This is a genomic window from Rubritalea profundi (assembly GCF_002954445.1).
GTDB classification, from domain to species: domain Bacteria; phylum Verrucomicrobiota; class Verrucomicrobiia; order Verrucomicrobiales; family Akkermansiaceae; genus Rubritalea; species Rubritalea profundi.
In genome coordinates this window covers 869,589-886,257 of record NZ_MQWA01000001.1, presented here as the reverse complement: position 1 = coordinate 886,257, position 16,669 = coordinate 869,589, and the positions used below count along the sequence as shown (strand labels likewise).

General features: G+C 50.6%; 10 protein-coding genes. 6 read left to right on the top strand and 4 right to left on the bottom strand.

Annotated features, from left to right (window positions below; genetic code table 11):
* Positions 1 to 259 precede the first annotated feature (259 nt).
* The 4 genes from BSZ32_RS03880 to BSZ32_RS20525 all read left to right on the top strand — a co-directional run bounded on the left by BSZ32_RS03880 (position 260) and on the right by BSZ32_RS20525 (position 3,037).
* Positions 260 to 928 carry a hypothetical protein gene (locus BSZ32_RS03880; RefSeq protein WP_105042211.1) on the top strand — a complete coding sequence of 223 codons (669 nt, stop codon included), beginning with the start codon at positions 260 to 262 and terminating at the stop codon, positions 926 to 928.
* 13 nt (positions 929 to 941) lie between these two features.
* A complete protein-coding gene (locus BSZ32_RS03875) occupies positions 942 to 1,523 on the top strand; it encodes a methyltransferase domain-containing protein (protein ID WP_165788631.1) in 582 nt (193 codons plus the stop codon).
* Positions 1,524 to 1,644: 121 nt separating this feature from the next.
* Entirely contained in the window at positions 1,645 to 2,412 is a 768-nt protein-coding gene (locus BSZ32_RS03870) for a PspA/IM30 family protein (RefSeq protein ID WP_105042209.1), read from the top strand.
* Between the two features lie 76 nt (positions 2,413 to 2,488).
* Positions 2,489 to 3,037 carry a YrbL family protein gene (locus BSZ32_RS20525; protein ID WP_165788630.1) on the top strand — a complete coding sequence of 183 codons (549 nt, stop codon included), beginning with the start codon at positions 2,489 to 2,491 and terminating at the stop codon, positions 3,035 to 3,037.
* A gap of 328 nt (positions 3,038 to 3,365) precedes the next feature.
* Here the strand turns inward: BSZ32_RS20525 and BSZ32_RS03860 are convergent, their stop codons facing one another.
* Together BSZ32_RS03860 and thiC are read right to left on the bottom strand one after the other, a co-directional pair.
* Positions 3,366 to 4,292, bottom strand: coding sequence for a YceI family protein (locus BSZ32_RS03860; RefSeq protein WP_105042207.1), 927 nt, complete (start codon positions 4,290 to 4,292; stop codon positions 3,366 to 3,368).
* Positions 4,293 to 4,462: 170 nt separating this feature from the next.
* Positions 4,463 to 6,568, bottom strand: coding sequence for a phosphomethylpyrimidine synthase ThiC (thiC, locus tag BSZ32_RS03855; protein WP_105042206.1), 2,106 nt, complete (start codon positions 6,566 to 6,568; stop codon positions 4,463 to 4,465).
* A 373-nt stretch (positions 6,569 to 6,941) separates the two neighbouring features.
* Here thiC and BSZ32_RS03850 point away from each other — a divergent pair, with 373 nt between their 5' ends.
* A complete protein-coding gene (locus BSZ32_RS03850; RefSeq protein ID WP_105042205.1) occupies positions 6,942 to 8,927 on the top strand; it encodes a c-type cytochrome in 1,986 nt (661 codons plus the stop codon).
* 46 nt (positions 8,928 to 8,973) lie between these two features.
* Positions 8,974 to 11,955 (top strand): 3-keto-disaccharide hydrolase, encoded by a 2,982-nt coding sequence (locus BSZ32_RS03845; protein WP_165788628.1) that lies wholly within the window; start codon positions 8,974 to 8,976, stop codon positions 11,953 to 11,955.
* Between the two features lie 518 nt (positions 11,956 to 12,473).
* On the opposite strand, the gene BSZ32_RS03840 is transcribed toward BSZ32_RS03845, so the two are convergent.
* Positions 12,474 to 13,502: a ThuA domain-containing protein gene (locus BSZ32_RS03840; protein ID WP_105042203.1), complete on the bottom strand. Its 1,029-nt coding sequence runs from the start codon at positions 13,500 to 13,502 to the stop codon at positions 12,474 to 12,476.
* Positions 13,503 to 13,543: 41 nt separating this feature from the next.
* Positions 13,544 to 16,501: a PVC-type heme-binding CxxCH protein gene (locus BSZ32_RS03835; protein ID WP_105042202.1), complete on the bottom strand. Its 2,958-nt coding sequence runs from the start codon at positions 16,499 to 16,501 to the stop codon at positions 13,544 to 13,546.
* Positions 16,502 to 16,669 lie beyond the last annotated feature (168 nt).

The following is a 16,669-nucleotide window of genomic DNA, read 5'->3' as shown; positions in this document are numbered from 1 at the left end:
AAAGATTTATAAACATGCCATATAATTTTAAGTTTTCTTAAATATGTGAGGGTTATTTTGATAAACATCCGTTTGATTGCGGGTTTTGCTTGCAAAAATAAGACTGATCTAGCATCTTATAAGCCTAAATGCTGTACCCCCAGCTGTTTCTATAGATTATATTGTTTTTAGAAAAGTTAGCAAGAAATCACTTAGACTGGATTATTTTTAAAAAAACTTAAATATAACCTTCTGTTAGCTATTTTGTAACCTAATAATAATGTCCACAGCTGAAAAAATTCCCGAATTTGCTGACCTGTATTTACGGCCATCTGAGAAAGAAATGAAGGATCAGCGAGGGCGCTACCGCCAAGCGGTGCGTATCGGCTTTGTAGAGATGGAAAGAATCTCTGAAGAGGTGGTGATTCCAGAGTTTGAAAAGGTTGGGGCGATTTTGATGGATGCAGGCTACGACGTGGAAATTGTCGTTTTCGATACTGAATCGAATGTGTGCGATGATCTATTTGTCTGTGGTGCAGGTCTTCGAATCTCACGTGGGCACATGCACAGTGCTATTGTTTACACTGGTGACCCATATTGTTTTGAGTTTACCTTACAGACGCATAATTACGTCGGAGCTGTGACCGAAGTGGATGTGGCATACCACAAATTGACTCCAGTTTGGTTTCACCGAAACGTCTTGAGCTTCTTAACGGCTTCTTTCCCAGAAGTAGATTTCAGCGATTTTGCTGAGACTGAGGATGACCAATGGCTCGTGATGGAAGGTCCATTCACCGTCAAATTAGAAGACGAAAGTGGAGATTACCAAACTGTAGCAGAGGCTGAAACAATTGAGGAAGCTATGAAAATGGCTTCCATGTTCTGCACTGCATTTAACTCTGAGGATAAGCTAGTTCTGGAAGATCGGATGGGCCGAAAGGTCTGCTAACAATCTCACAATTGTGGACTGGCAAGAACGTTACCTTAGTGGTGATACTCCATGGGATAAGGGAGCATCAGCGCCTTCTATACAGCCGCTAATCGAGGAGAAACCTGAACTTTTTTCTGGTCATCGAGTCTTTGTTCCAGGATGTGGAATCGGTCATGATGCCAAAGAGTTAGCTAAATACGGCCTAAATGTGGTCGGTGGAGATATCGCGCCCTTAGCTATTGCACGAGCAAAAGAGGAGAATCCCCATCAAGTGGATTTTAGAGAACTCAATATTTTAACAATTCCTGAGTCCTTGGTTGGTAATTTTGATATGGTCTGGGAGCATACCTGTTTTTGCGCATTAGATCCTACGCTTCGAGCTGACTACGTGGCAGCCATGTGGAAGCTTCTGAAGCCTAGTGGAGTAGTATTAGGGGTTTTCTTCACGAATCCTGACGTGATTCCAAATGAAGGGCCGCCCTACAAGACGAGTTGCGAAGAATTACGTGAAATATTTAGCTCCCATTTTTCCTTGGAGTGGGTGGATGAGCCGAAGGCTTTCTATCAGGGGCGAGAAGGCCGTGAGCATCTTATGCTATTTAAGAGGCTCTGATTTTGGAGTCCAAATTTCCAGACTGAGTAAGTTTGGAGAACTATTGCAAATTCTCTCGCTTCTTATACTTGCCGTCAGAGTTAGATTTGCGCAGAGTGCGCAGTAACAACTCAATTGTTCTATGTTTAAAAGAATCGGAAATCTCATCAAAGGCTTTATTGGCCTATTCGTCGGCGGCCTTGAAAAGCGCAGCCCGGAAGCATTGTTAGACGTGGAGAAGGAAAATCTCCGTAAACAGATAGCTCAGTTCAACCAAGGACTGGCGACGCACGCTGGCTTGGTGGAAAAGCTTATCTCACAGGTCAAAAAACTCGATAGAGAGGAAAACGACTTGCGCTCAAAAACTTCTGCCCATCTCAAAGCCGGCAACCATCAGCTCGCTGGTGACTTCGCTCTCAAACTCAAAAAAGTGGATGCTTCTCACGATGAGGTAAAAGACCAACTAGTTGATGCTGAAAAGCATTATAAAGAACTTCTCCGTGCGCGCGACGTGTCTGTGAAAGAGGCTCGTGACAAGATCCAAGAACTGCGCCGTGGAATCGACGATATGAAAGTCAAGAAGGCTATGGCGGAACTCAATGAAATGGCTTCAGGGATGATCTCAGAAATTGGTGGTTCAGGGGATAACCTCAACCGACTCGAAGAAATCGTCGAAGAAGAGCGAACCAAGGCCGCTGGTCGTGCTCGTGTCGCTAAAGACAGCATGGATCTGTCTGATATCAACATGAAACAAGAGGAGCAAGACGCTCTCGCTGAAATGGCTCTTGCCGACTTTGCTGCAGCAGAAGGAATCGAGATTGAAAAGACTGACAATCAAGCTCCACCAAAGAGCGATTCTCAATCTACTAGTTCACAGGGAACAATGGGACCTGGAGTTTCTGAGCAGTAAAAAAAGCTGAATTATTCACCAGGTAAATGGCTGTCTAGGTGATCAAATTCTGTAGGATTACATCTCAATTTATTGTGTGGAGCTCTTAAATGAACATTATCTTGGGCAAGGTAGGCAGAAAGTCGTGTACCGACACCCATGTGACCCTAACTTATGTATCAAAATCCCCAAGGCTAAGCCCCGACTGCTTAAAAGTCTCAAAAGAGAGATAAAATACCTCAAAAGGCATCAACAGAAACTACAGTTTTTGTCCAATTATCTAGGCGAAATAGAGACTAACCTAGGGAAAGGTTATCTATTTTCGTTGATATGTGACCATGACGGAGCTGTTTCAAAACCGCTAGAGTCGATTTATTCTGAGCTAGATGGATTGGGTGAGAAGGTCGCATCCATGTATCAAAGTCTCTTAAAAAATAAATCTGCCGTGAGTGAACTGGAGCCTTGTAATATTTTGGTTAAAAGGTGGGAAAATGGGGATTACGAACTCTACATAATTGACGGATTTGGTAACTCAGACTTCATTAAAGTATGCGATTTTTCACGAATATTCCTTAAGAATAAACTGACTAGAAAATTCAGAGGATTGTGTGAGTTACTGGATTTACCTCAGTCTTTTTTGGATTGAAGATCCGTAACAGAATTGATGGAGATTGGCTCTCCCCGCGCTATGCATGAGGAGTCCTTACCCGTTTCTCTAGACTAGCGATTAAAGAGGGTCAGGGTTAAATACAACCACAGTAAAGCTTGGCGACTCATTATTGTTAGGTTTGATTCAGTTCGATTTGAAAGGTGTGAATTGAGTAATGTCTAATATCGATCAATCACTTGTGAACTCAACCCAACTATAGGAATTCTACCATTTCCCGATAATTTGATCATGCGTAGCGCGTGAAGAGCCTGGGAATTGTCTATGACGTGGTTACTGTCATAGGGCGTTTCACAGTCAATACTTCCTACTCACTCTGTCTAGTGAGTTCGCCAATGATCTTCAGTTGCAGGCCGATATGATCGTTCACAAGGTGACCCGCGAGACGTGAGAAAAATTTTCCTGACCCATAGCGTATGCCCCAATGCGTACGATTGATACTCATGTTAGCTTGGGCAGCGGGGCGAAGATCATCAGTGACGCCGGTCGCGGCAAAGAGGCTGACTGCCTTAGTTTGGCCTCTCATAGTTAGGTCTCCTTCTACTTGTAGATTCAGTGAGCCATCATTGAGGCTACCTTGAGCTTCTGAGCCGGTAAGTTGAAATTTCCCGGTAGGAAACCTATCGGTGTAGAAAAAATCGTCGCTTTCGAGATGCTGGATGAGAGTGTCGTGCACTTCAGGGTTTGTGATGTCGTTGCAGGTGATGCTTTTGAAATCGATGATAAGTTCTAGATCGACGAGGCTGCCGCCTTGGATTTCTAGATGGCCTGACGTGATGGCAATTTCCCCGGAGTGTGAATTGATAAGGTTTTTACCAGTCCACTGGACACATGATTCCTTGGTGTCTATCGGGTAGAGACCGTCGGCTAACTGAGCTGGCTCTGGTTGCGGGCTTAGACCGCTTTCCATAGGATGACCATTGTTAGTCCATCCCGCGAACCCAGAGGTCATGTCGTAGATTCTGTCATAGCCCAGTCGAATGAGCTTTTGAGCGGCCTCTGTCGACTCGATACTACCCTTCTGAGTGCCGTAGACGCAGATAGGAGTGAGTAGATCAGGAACGAGTTCTGCCATCTTATTTGCAAACTGAACATCTAAAAATGGGTTGTTGATTGCGTTTGGAATACGCTTAAAATCGTAATCATCGGCTAGTCTGACATCGATAATAACTAAAGAGGAGCGTGTGGTCATTAACGAGTTTAGCTCGTCTGGGTGAATTGGGTTAGCTGGCATTTGTGTGAGATAAATTGAGATTGGAGGGGACTTATATACACATTATACTTCCCTATAAATTTATATTCTGCGAGACTTAACGTGTCTTATTCTACGATTTTTAAGTCACAAAAAACGCCCATAGGACATTCTCGTCCTATGGGCGTTTTGAGTAAATGTGTTGCAACGAGTTACTTGCTTTGTCCCGTGAGCTCAGCAGTGGCTTGCTCAAGACCTTTTTCTGCGATTGCTTCTTCGGTGAAGCCGTTGTCTTCAGCGTACTTGCGCACGTCGGCAGTAATCTTCATTGAGCAGAATGTGGGGCCACACATGGAGCAGAAGTGAGCGGTCTTGGCGCCTTCTGCTGGCAGTGTTTCATCGTGGTAGTCGATCGCACGTGCTGGGTCGAGACCGAGAGCGAACTGGTCGCGCCAGCGGAACTCGAAGCGCGCCTTAGAGATCGCATTGTCGCGCTCCTGAGCTGCTGGATGACCTTTTGCGAGATCGGCAGCGTGGGCTGCAATCTTGTAGGTGATGACCCCTTCACGCACGTCGTCGCGGTTAGGCAGACCGAGGTGCTCCTTAGGAGTCACGTAGCAAAGCATTGCACAGCCGTACCAACCGATGTTAGCAGCGCCGATGCCAGAAGTGATGTGGTCGTAACCTGGAGCGATGTCAGTAGTGAGGGGCCCAAGCGTGTAGAACGGAGCCTCGTGGCACCACTCGATTTGCTTCTGCATGTTTTCCTGAATGAGGTGAAGAGGCACGTGGCCAGGGCCTTCGTTCATCACCTGGCAGCCTTTTGCCCATGCGCGTGTGGTGAGTTCCCCTTGGATCTCTAGCTCAGCAAGCTGGGCGTAGTCGTTGGCGTCTGCAATAGAGCCAGGACGGAGGCCGTCACCGATAGAGAAGGAAACATCGTAGGCGGCACAGATGTCACAGATCTCATCCCAATGGGTGTAGAGGAAGCTTTCTTTTTGGTGGGCGAGACACCACTTAGCCATGATGGAACCACCGCGGGAAACGATGCCAGTCATACGGCGTGCGGTGTGTGGCACGAAGCGTAGCAGCACTGCAGCGTGGATGGTGAAGTAGTCGACGCCTTGCTCAGCCTGTTCGATGAGCGTGTCGCGATAGAGTTCCCATGTGAGTTCTTCGATCTTTCCGTTTACTTTCTCAAGCGCTTGGTAGATTGGAACTGTGCCGATTGGAACCGGTGAGTTGCGGAGGATCCACTCGCGAGTCGCGTGGATGTTCTTTCCTGTAGAAAGGTCCATCACGTTGTCTGCGCCCCACTTTGTCGCCCACTGCATTTTTTCGACTTCTTCGTCGATCGTTGAAGCAACAGCGGAGTTACCGATGTTAGCGTTGATCTTCACCAAGAAGTTGCGACCGATAATCATTGGCTCGTTTTCTTGGTGGTTGATGTTAGATGGGATGATTGCGCGGCCGCGAGCCACTTCAGAGCGGACGAACTCTGGAGTGATCATTGCTGGAAGTGAAGCGCCGAAGGACTGGCCAGGATGCTGGTGATCCATGCGATTACGAGACACTTGCTTGAATGGATCAATGTCAGATGGGCGTGGCATTTCGTAGCCTTCTGGAGTTGTGCAGAGTTGCTTGATGCGGTCAGACGCGTCAGCTGGAAGGTCTTTGAGATTTGGGTACTTATCAGAAATTGTTTTAAAAATCTCCTTGCGACCGAGGTTCTCACGGATCGCTATGTATTCCATTTCTTTCGTGATAATGCCCTGTTCCGCATACCACTTTTGGGTCACGGGATGACCAGCTGAAGCGCGGAGCGGCTTGCGCTTGAGGCCAGGGTAGACCTTGAGCTTGTTCTTAGTTGCCTTGCCTTCGTTGTATTTCTCAGCGTGCTTTTCAGAAAGGTAGCCGTTGTCAGAAGAGGTGACTTCACGACCATCGTATTCTTCGACATCGCCACGATCGAGGATCCACTGGCGACGAAGCGCTGGGAGTCCTTGTGTGATGTCACCTTTAAATTCTGGGTCTCCCCATGGGCCTGAGCAATCGTAGACGCGGATCGGTGGGTTTTCCTCAATCCGGCCATTTGGGTGCTCGGTGTCAGAGAGGCGGATCTCGCGCATTGCGACTTTTACGTCTGGGTGGATATCACCCTCTACATAGATGCGAGTAGAGTTAGGGAAGATCGTTGGATCTTTCTTAAGAGCAGCAAGCTCCTCTGAGTTGTCGATATCTTCGATAAAATTACCGGTGTAGTCTGCGCGCGCTGAGGAATTTTCAGGCGTTGGAGTTGAGTTGTCTGGTGAAATCATGGCTGGAGTGTGAAGTTATAAATGAAAATGTTAGTTGCTGATGAGGAAATATTTTATGGAAATAAAAAACCTGTCAGCTGAGGGCGGACAGGTTTGGCGGATTTCGGATGATGGAAATGCGACTCCCTTCGCCGGTGCTAGCGTGGCAGGTTCGAAGGGTCACGCGCGGTGATGCACATTCTCAGCCTCATCGGCTCCCCTGTCTGAGTGGCACTTTAGTAGGATGGAGGTAGGATGCAAGAAGTAAGATTTTAGAGCAGCCTTCTGCCGACCGTTTGGAAAGCTGTTTATTGTGTGGACGAGGGTGATTTTTTTCGAATAGTGAATGAAATTTCTAATACTTACGTAGAAAGAAATACCGGAATCACTAAAAATGGCCAACGCCCACCCTATATTCGCCACCATTATAGTTCTTACGGCTAGTTTTCTTTCAGCTGAAGACTCAAAAGTTGCAGCACAAGGGGGGGCTGGCCTGCGCATGGAGGTGAAGACTGAGCACGCTGAAGACCTACGAGTCACTAAGCGTATAGCTCTCGCGGTCGCAGAGGGGGAGTCCCCAACTGCGCTTTTAGCGCCAGCTCAATTTACTGCCACATGGCAAGGTCAGCTGAATATTGAAAAGCGCAGTCGCGTGTATTTCTCGTTTGAAGGGATCGGGGCTGCAGAGCTTTTCATCGACGGAGAGTCCGCTCTGAAAGAAGATTCAAAGCTAGGAAGCTCCGAATCTGATCGACTACGTCTCAACTCTGGTTTGGTTCCAGTCAAAGTAGTTTACACCAGTCCAGAGAATGGAGCAGGGCATTTTCGCTTGATCTGGCGTGGCCGTGATTTTGGAAAAGAGCCCTTGCCTGCTTCATTACTTAAGCACGTGAGTGACGAGAAACTCTCCCAAGCAACTCTCGTACGCAGGGGGCGGGCACTTTTTGCTGAACTAAAATGCGCACAATGCCACGACAGCGCGAGCGGCATGCCTGAAGTGAGTGAAATGGCTCCATCATTGGCAGGAGTCGGAAGCCGGCTCGATGAAGCTTGGATGGAAGCGTGGGTGAAAGACCCTAAAAACCTCCGAGCGTACGCTCGCATGCCTAAAGTCCTAAGCAACGACGACGATGCGAAACACATCGCAGCTTACCTCAAGACTCTCACCGAAAGTGCACCCAAAGTGATCGCTGGCGATAAAGCCGCAGGAGCGAAGAAGTTCCACGATCTAGGTTGCATTGCCTGTCACCGCTCTGAGTCGGATCAAGACATGGCGACATGGAACCACGCGCCTATTGACCTTTTCAATGCTGGGAATAAATACTCAGACGGAGCGCTCGTCGCCTTCCTCAAAGAGCCGGGTAAAAATTACGCGTCCACCCGCATGCCTGACTTTGGTCTGGATGACAAAGAGGCTGCAGATCTCGCCAGCTTTGTACGCGGTCTAGCAGTAAACAAAGCGGTGCTTACAGAAAAAGGGGACGCCTCCAAAGGCAAGGCCCTCGTAGCCAGCAACCACTGCGCACAATGTCACGAAGGCGTGGAGGAATCCGCAGCCAGCTACGCGCCACTCGCTCATCTGTCTAGTAAATCCACCGCCGCCAGCAGCTGCCTAGGCGATACCGGCAAAGGTGCTCACTATGGGCTCCTTGCTGCTGACAAAGCTGCGCTCACAGCATTCCTAGCTGACCAGCAAGCTGTCAAATCTCTAGCACATTTCAACAAAGCTGAGTACGCTGAGCGCCAGTTCGAGAACCTCAACTGCGCCGCGTGCCACCAGATGGATGACGACCTCAGCGGTCTCACAAAGACCCATCCGCTCTCCGCTAAATACTCTGGTGAAGCCTACAAAGCGCCCGGTAAAGGAGCGACACCGCCGGATCTAACATTCATCGGAGAAAAGCTCCGTGCCGACTGGATGACTCAGCTGTTTTCCGGGACCTTAGAGAGACGCACCCGACCGTGGCTCAAGCAACGGATGCCAGCCTTCCCGTCCCGCGCGAAGAATCTAGCAGAAGGTTTTCCTGCGGCTTACGGAGTGATTGCTGAAACGGCAAAGGCGACACCAATGGAAGAGCCTGGAAAGCAACTCTTCGGTATGGTTGGCGGCTTTGGCTGTGCTGCATGTCATGGGGCAGCAGACGCGAAACCCCTCGCAGTATTCGAAGCAGCAGGGGTGAACCTCCAGTTTGCAGGAGCACGGCTTCGCCAAGATTACTACCATCGCTGGATGCGCGATCCGCGTCGGATTGACCCAGCAACCATCATGCCGAAATATTTCGTGGAGGAGAACGTTACGACACTCAGCGAACCTCTCGATGGTGACGGCCAGAAGCAAATGGAGGCCATTTGGAACTGGATGCAGGAGCTCAATGAATAATCTGATAAGTAAGAAATTTCCCAACAAACAACTTAATAACATTCAAATGAAACTAACAACATCAATGCTCAGCGCGGCGCTCTTCGGAGCCGCTTTTGCGAGCACACCTTTGGTCTTCGCTGAGCAGCCTGTGCTGATCACTGAAGAAGAACAAGTAATTGGTTGGAAGCCGCTCTTCGACGGCAAAACACTCAAAGGTATCGACAGCTGGAAAAGCCGTAAGGCGCTCGAAGCTGGTGGCTGGTCCGTCAAGGACGGCGTGCTCACTCTCGCCGCTAAAAGCGGTGGCGGAGACATCTACTTCCCTGCGTCACTCGCAGAGAACTACGAGCTTGAGCTCGAATGGAACACTAAGGGCAATAGTGGCGTGTTCTTGCGTGTGGATCCTAGTGGTAAGGGCGCTATTTGGGCGAACGCGCTCGAAATGCAGGTGATAAACGACACAGCTAATGACCGAGGAACACATTCCGCTGGAGCCCTGTATGACTTCATCGGCATGCGTAAAGGTAGAAAAGTACTGAATGAAGATGGCTGGAATAAAGTGAAAATAATTTGCCGCAATAGCGAGTTCACGCACTATCTCAATGGTAAAGAGCTCTACCGTTACACAGTGGGTGACGAGACTTGGTTTGATAAGCGACTTCCGAAGAGTAAATTTAAAAACAACAAAGACTATGGGATGCTCCAGAAAGGCGTCATTGGCCTACAGGATCATGGCGACGAGGTGTCGTATCGAAATATTAAGTTCCGCGAGCTAACAGGCGCAGATGCCGCCAACGAAGCTCAGAAATTTCGTAAAAAGATTTTCAGCAAGCGTGGCCCAGTGATCGGCAACGTACTCTCCGGCAACGACGACGCCTACGATGTGAATTGTGCGTACTACGTCAACCTCCTCGACGACTCCACCAATGTTGGAGCAGTATTCAATGCTGACACATTCCAGCTCGCGGGAGCTTGGACTAATGGTGGTGGCGCAGGCTTCCACGGCTTGCCTTATCAAGGTGGCCACGGAGCGACTCCTTCTTGGAATGAGAAGTTGGCTCTCTTTGCTGCTAAGAATCAACCTGGCTGGGCAAATGCTGACGGATCATTTTCAGATCCACGTGCGTCCGACGGCCAACTTCCAAACCTCGGCAGCCTGCCGAAAGACTGGGCAAAATTCAATGGCTACTACGTTGCCGATGGCAAAGTTGTTTTCTCCTACAGCGTAGGTGAGGCTTCTGTGTTAGATAGCCCGGATGCTGTGCAAATAGACGCCACCAAAGTGATTGTTCGTCAGTTAGAGCTTTCTAAATTGAGCAAAGCTAAAGAGCTCTACATCGCCGACAGCAAAGGCGAGGTGGCTGTGGATGCTTCAGGTACCATTGCTAAAGTCAATGGCACCACATTTGTCGCTTCTGCAGGAGCTAAGTTCAGTGCCAAAGATGGAGCTATTTACTTAACTATCTCAGCTAACAAGTCCGAGAAATCTATCACACTCGCTGTGTGGACTGGCAAAACAGCCCCCGCTGAAGTGATCGCAGCAGTGAGTAAATTTGCACCACTTTCAGCAAGCATCAAGGGCGGTAAGCCACGTTACTCTACGGAAAAACCAATCGTCACCACTGGAAAGGTTTCCACCAAAAAGGCTCCTTACGTGACGGACAAGATCACTCTGCCGCATGACAATCCATTCGGATTGAAGATACGTGTGGGCGGATTTGATTTCTTTGAAGGCGGTAAGAGCCTCGCATTCTCGACTTGGGATGGCGACCTTTGGAAGGTCACTGGGATCGATGAAAAACTAGAAAAACTCGAGTACCAACTCATCGCAACCGGCCTCCACGAGACACTCGGTCTGACGATTGTTGACAACACAATCTACACTGTAGGTAACGACCAAATCACGAAACACCACGACCTCAACGGCGACGGCGAGACGGACTTCTTCGAAACATTCAACAACGACTGGAAAATCAACAAAGGCTTCCACATCTTCAGCTTTGATCTAAAGACTGATGCTGAAGGCAACTTCTGGTTCGCTCAGGGATCTCCTGTGCGCTCTGGAGGACGTGGATTCGAGCGTATTTCTCCAACTAACGGAAGCATCTTCAAAGTCAGTAAAGAAGGCAGCACTCTGGAGCAATTTGCCTCAGGATTCCGTTCTCCTAACGGTATTGGTGTGGGACCTAACGGTGAAATTACCGCAGGCGACAACGAAGGCTCCTTCATGCCGCGTTGCCCTATCCACTGGGTGACCAAAGACTACTTCGGTGGTGTGGTCGACACCTACGCCCAGAAAGAGAAACTCAAGAGTTCTATTTGGGGTGCTAAACCAGAAGTGAATGATGTGAGCGAGATGGCTAAGCCATTGATGTGGCTTCCTATGGATGTAGACAATTCTGGCGGTAGCCAAGTCTGGACCACAGATGAGCGCTTCGGAATGCCGAAAGATCAGTTGCTGCATTGCTCTTACGGAAAAAGTTCGGTTTACCGAGTCTTCCACGAGACCGTGAATGGTCAAGTTCAGGGAGGTGTGACGAAAGTCCCATTCCCCGCGCTTACTTCTAGTGCCCTCCGTGCGCGTTTCAACCCAGCCGACGGCCAACTCTTCATTGGTGGACTTAAAGGGTGGCAGACAAATGCTGCCGAACTCGGTGGCATCGACCGTATCCGTTTCACTGGCGCGCAGCACAACACTGTGACCCTCGTTCAGGCTAAAGAAAAGGGACTACTGGTTCACTTTAACTTCGAACTCGACGGCGAGCTCGCTGGAGATCCTGAGTCCTATTCAATCAAAGCAGCAAACATCAAATGGAGCGAAGTCTATGGTTCTAAAGAGTACCTCATCGACGATGCTACGAAACAGGGCTGGAGCAAGCTCGCGGTCACTGCTGCAAAGCTACAGGAGGATAAAAAGTCCGTCTTCCTCAGCATCGATAACATGCAGCCAATGCACGAGCTCAAGCTAGATGTTGATGTCGAAACCAAAGACCTAGACGAAGCAATCTTCCCAGTCTGGATGACCATTCACGAACTAGGTAAGTAAGTTCCTATCTATTAAAACAAAAAGCGAGGCCCTCACCGGCTTCGCTTTTTTTGCGATCCTCCAAATAGCGGCATGCGACACGACAGAGTTTTGTTGAGTTGCTTTCTTTTCGTCAGTGGGGGGGATAAGGTGACGACCTCAAGCCCGGCCGTAAAACAGGCAGCAGCAAGCCGAAAGGCAAGCTCAAGAAGAGCGGACTCTGGTCGCTCCGTCGTTTGAACGAAGGCTGATAAAAGTATCACACCTATGATACTTTTCTATTGAGCGCTTACGGATTAGACACACAATATTTACGCAACGCTTACGGATTAGACACACAATATTTACGCAATGTGAAGGTCTCTCCAGGTAGCGCGACCGTCTCGGTCGCTCAAAATGATCCCAGCGGAGCTGCTAACTCACTGCGATTGCTAGGAATTTGCTTTTTGGGTGGCATCCTTGAGGGTGCCGTTGAGAGGGAGGAAAGGGGGGTGATGAAGAAAGAGTAAAACGCGGGGAATCAAACGCTCGCGTGGCAGCTACTTTTTCTTCTTCGCTTTCTTCTCTTCGCGGGCCGGCATGATGGGGGAATCCCATCCGGCGAGTTCGGAGGGCTTCACATTCTTCACATTGCCGCCGAAGGAGAAGGTGCTCGGCTGGTAGGGGCCGACGAATGAGATGTCGAGACCGGGCTTGATGACTTTTTCCATGCCAGCCGCCCACAGGACGCCGTTGATGATCATGCGGCGGTAGTTTTCATCCAGAATATCCTCTGATGCGCCTTGGGTGGAATGGAAAACGCGGTGCTTCTTCCCGTCCTTGGTCTCGTAATGCCTAGTCCATGTGGATGGCATTGGCGGTTTTTTTGTGTCAGGCTCGGCGTTAGGATCCATCGAAACGAGCGGCTGCGATTTGGTCAGAACGGTGAAGTCGGGGCCGGGTTTTCCAACATATGCACCGGCATGGGTGAACGCATTGTCGCTAACACCCGTGAGGATGGCATGCTCCTTCTGTGCGGGGATGATCTGGATGCGGGTACCCTGTTTGTGGTTGGTGCCGTAGTGGCCGACCCAGGTATTTCCAAGGATCTGGTGGCCGAAACCTTTTTCGTATCCTTTGACGTTGGATTTGAAGTCATACTTCGCATACTTCGAGTTCTTGGGAATCTTGAAAGCATGGGAGGAGGTACGCAGCCCGACGACCGGGCCACCGCGCTCAATGTAGGATTCGATGTGAGCCATCTGGTCGTCCGGCGGATTCAGGAACCGGGCGAAGATGAAGAACAGGTCAGCATCCTTGAGCGCTTCCAATCCGGAAATATTCGAAGAACCAGCCTCGATGAAGCCATCTTTATCAACTCCGAAAACGACTGTGCACTTGAAGCCGAGGCGTTTTGCGAGGATGCGAGCGAGCGCTGGGCTGGTTTCTTCAGTACGATATTCGTGATCGCTGGCGAGGAAGACGATGTGCTTGCCAAGTCCTGGACCGGCATCTCCTTGGTAAACGATGGAGGTGTCGGCCTGTGCTAAACCTGTGAGCAAGGCGAAGAGTATGAGGATATTTTTCATGGTATGAATTGTCTTTGTTTCAGTTTGAATTGGGTGGAAGTCTATTTCATCGGATGAGCTTTGAGCAATTCCTCGGGCTTCCAGAAGATGCTTCGGTCACTGGTGGCGGCGCGGACTTTTTTCACTGTCTCAGCCTTCACCGGCGCGGCCTTGTTGCCCCATGAGTTGCGGACGTAGGTAAGGACGGCGGCGGTTTCTTTGTCGTCGAGGAGTGAGCCGAAGGCTGTCATTGGCGGGACGCCTTTCGTCGGGTCGTAGGTTTTGCCTTTGACTTCAATCTTACCCCAGAGTCCGTGGAGAGTGAGCTTGGCAAGTCTTTCTTGGTCTCCAGTGACCCATTGGCTGCCGGCGAGTGGAGGATAGACGGGGTCCATGCCCTTGCCATCCGGTTGGTGGCAGGTGGCACAATGGGCATCCCGGTGGAATATCTCGCCGCCGAGCTTGTAAGCCACAGCATCCGCGCCGGAAAGGTGGGCGGGAACGTCGATTTTAAGTTTTTTCTCAACCTCCACGATTTGGGTCGCCATTTTCCCTTGAGTCGGGTCGGCTGGTCCCCAGAAATGCTTTACTGTCGCGGCGGCGATGCGGGCGTGCTGCTCGGGGGATTCGAGCAGGGTGGCGAGCAATTCCTCGTTGCGGACATGATTTTGCTGATACAGCCAAAGCGCTTCAAGAAGGGGAAGGGCATCCTCAGCTTTCTTGGGGTTGAACTGTGTCACCCATTCGCCGAGAGCGGCGATGACCTCGTCGGACTTGCGTGCGCTTAACTCAACCCGCGTACGATGGCGGACGCCATCGACAGGATGTTTCAAGTTGTCGAGCAGGGCGGCGACCGGTTGGCCGGCGATTGCTACCGGTTTTTGCAGAGGTCTGTCCTTACAGATCAGGCGGTAGATACGGCCGTGCTTCTTGTCCCGATAAGGATCGCGGATGTTGTGCTGCATGTGGCCAATGATCACGTTCTGCCAGTCGGCAATATAGAGTCCTCCATCTTCGCCGAAGACTGCATCGGTGGGGCGGAAGTTTTTGTCGTCGCTGTAGAAAAAACTGTCGGTCGGGGTACCCCAGATTTCACCGGGCTTGTATTCTTTTTTTCCGTCAGTGAAGCCGTCGCGGTGGAGTTTGTAGCGTTTGATGCCGAGGTAGCCGATGGTGTTACAGACGAGGAAATCCTGCTGCAGGTCATCGGGGAAATTCGAACTGGAAACGATAGCATCTGCCGCTGCCGGCCTGACTTCCTTTTTCAGCAGAGTGAACATTTTAAACCCTTTGCCCGAAGGGCGCACCTGGTAGGAGCGTCCGCCGGTGCCGTCGTTGGCGAATTGGTATCCCCAGCGGTCGAAGCTGATCCCGTGGGGGTTTGGGCGGTTGCTGGCGTGGAAGGTGATCGTGTGCTGGCGCGGGTCGAACCGATACATCCCGGATGCCGTCGAGGACAAAGAGGGACCCCACGGATGCTCGAAATTGTTCTGCAGGAAGATCCCGCTTTGCCAGTAGAGCGCACCGTCTGGGCCGACGACGAAATTGTTGGCCGCGTGGTGGGTGTCGGAGGATCCGATACCCTGGACTAGGACGATGCGGAGGTCCGCCTTGTCATCGCCATCCGTGTCCTTGAGGAAAATGATGTCAGGCTGGGTTGCGACGATCACACCGCCGCCCCAGAACTCGAAGCCCAGCGGGTTGTGAACTCTAGCGAATTCGATCGCCTGGTCGGCGACCCCATCGCGGTTTTCATCCGGTAGGATTAGCAGGCTGTCGTTCATTTCCTTGAGAGGCTCCCATTTCGGGTAAGTGTTCCAGCATGCAGCCCAGAGGCGCCCTTTGGCATCGACCTGCATCTGCACAGGGTTCGCCATTTCAGGGAACATTTTTTCATCAGCGAACAGGTTCACTTCGAATCCCTCAGGCATGTGCATCTTGGAGATCGCCTCCTTGCCGCTCAGGTAGTCCTTGTTGCCTTCCTTAGCAGCGCTGGAGCTCTTGCTGCCGCCGCCAACGTTGGAAATCACCTCGATCGGTTTGGGTACGTTCGAGTCGTCCACTTTGTATTTCTTGCCCTGTGCCACCGCCCATACCTTCAGGTCGCGGTTCGCTGTGGTTACATCGAGCATCGAGAGTTCATGCTCAAGCACTTCGCGGTTGGTTTGGCCGTTGACGAATTTCAATCCAGAGCGGCCGCCCCAGATATCATTGCCATCGACTGCGCGGTAGCGGTTATGCCAGTGCCAGTTCTTATCGAGCACGGCTTGGCGGAGTGGTTCAAGTGTAGCGGTAGCCTTAACTTCTTTGCCGGTGAGCGCCGAAGCAATCACTTCACCAAGCTTGCGATTGCCCTCGGGTAGGAGATGGATGCCGTTCAAGGTGAGTGGGGTGTCAGCTTTGCTATAGAGTCCCTGGGTTGCAGAAAATAGATCAACAAATCCCACACCCTTCTCGTCGGCGACTTGTTTGATGGCACCTGTGTAGAGGGCTAGGTTGACGTTGTTGGAGTTGCCGTTCGGCAATAGCTGCGTGCCGTGGTCCTCATGGGCAATCGGGGAGAAGAGCACCAGGCGCGGCGCGGACTCGCCATTGAATTTGATACCCTTGTATTTGTCGATCATGCTGCCGAGGTCGCTCTTGAATTTCCCAACCTGCTTGTCGCCGCCGAATGACTCATTGTAGCCGAAAAAGACGAAGATGGCATCCGTTTCGCAGTGTTTCAGGTAGTCTTCCGGTGAGGTGAAACCCTTGTTGCGTGGGCGGGAAGTCACGGTGTCTCCGGTGAAGGAAAGATTTCGGAAGGACAGTTTTTTGTCGGCCATCTGGCTCTGGATCACCGTCTCGACCCAGCCGTCGTGCTGCATACGGTCGGCGAGACCATTTCCGATGATGCTAATCTTGTCCCCGTCTTGCAGTGGAAGCTGGGCGAACGCGGAGAGTGGTAGGAGGGCTGCGATCCCTAGTGAGAGGGCCGTGTAAAGCGAAGAAGGGGTAGGAATACTGGATTTCAATTTCATGGGAAAGTGCAGTAAACTGCTAACAATTGGCTTTTTAGAAGGCGGCCTTGACGGGCGCCGTTGAGAGGGGAAAAGGGGGGGGCGGGGGGATGAGTGGACAGTGACGAGTGGACTACGCTCAAGCAAGGGGGAAATCGCAAAATAATGGAAAATGAACAGAATCGCGGA

Bases quoted from the DNA above. Each gene is read 5' to 3' on its own strand.
- BSZ32_RS03880 (WP_105042211.1), top strand. From the start codon at position 260: ATGTCCACAGCTGAAAAAATTCCCGAATTTGCTGACCTGTATTTACGG.
- BSZ32_RS03870 (WP_105042209.1), top strand. From the start codon at position 1,645: ATGTTTAAAAGAATCGGAAATCTCATCAAAGGCTTTATTGGCCTATTC.
- BSZ32_RS03860 (WP_105042207.1), bottom strand. From the start codon at position 4,292: ATGCCAGCTAACCCAATTCACCCAGACGAGCTAAACTCGTTAATGACC.
- thiC (WP_105042206.1), bottom strand. From the start codon at position 6,568: ATGATTTCACCAGACAACTCAACTCCAACGCCTGAAAATTCCTCAGCG.
- BSZ32_RS03850 (WP_105042205.1), top strand. From the start codon at position 6,942: ATGGCCAACGCCCACCCTATATTCGCCACCATTATAGTTCTTACGGCT.
- BSZ32_RS03845 (WP_165788628.1), top strand. From the start codon at position 8,974: ATGAAACTAACAACATCAATGCTCAGCGCGGCGCTCTTCGGAGCCGCT.
- BSZ32_RS03840 (WP_105042203.1), bottom strand. From the start codon at position 13,502: ATGAAAAATATCCTCATACTCTTCGCCTTGCTCACAGGTTTAGCACAG.
- BSZ32_RS03835 (WP_105042202.1), bottom strand. From the start codon at position 16,501: ATGAAATTGAAATCCAGTATTCCTACCCCTTCTTCGCTTTACACGGCC.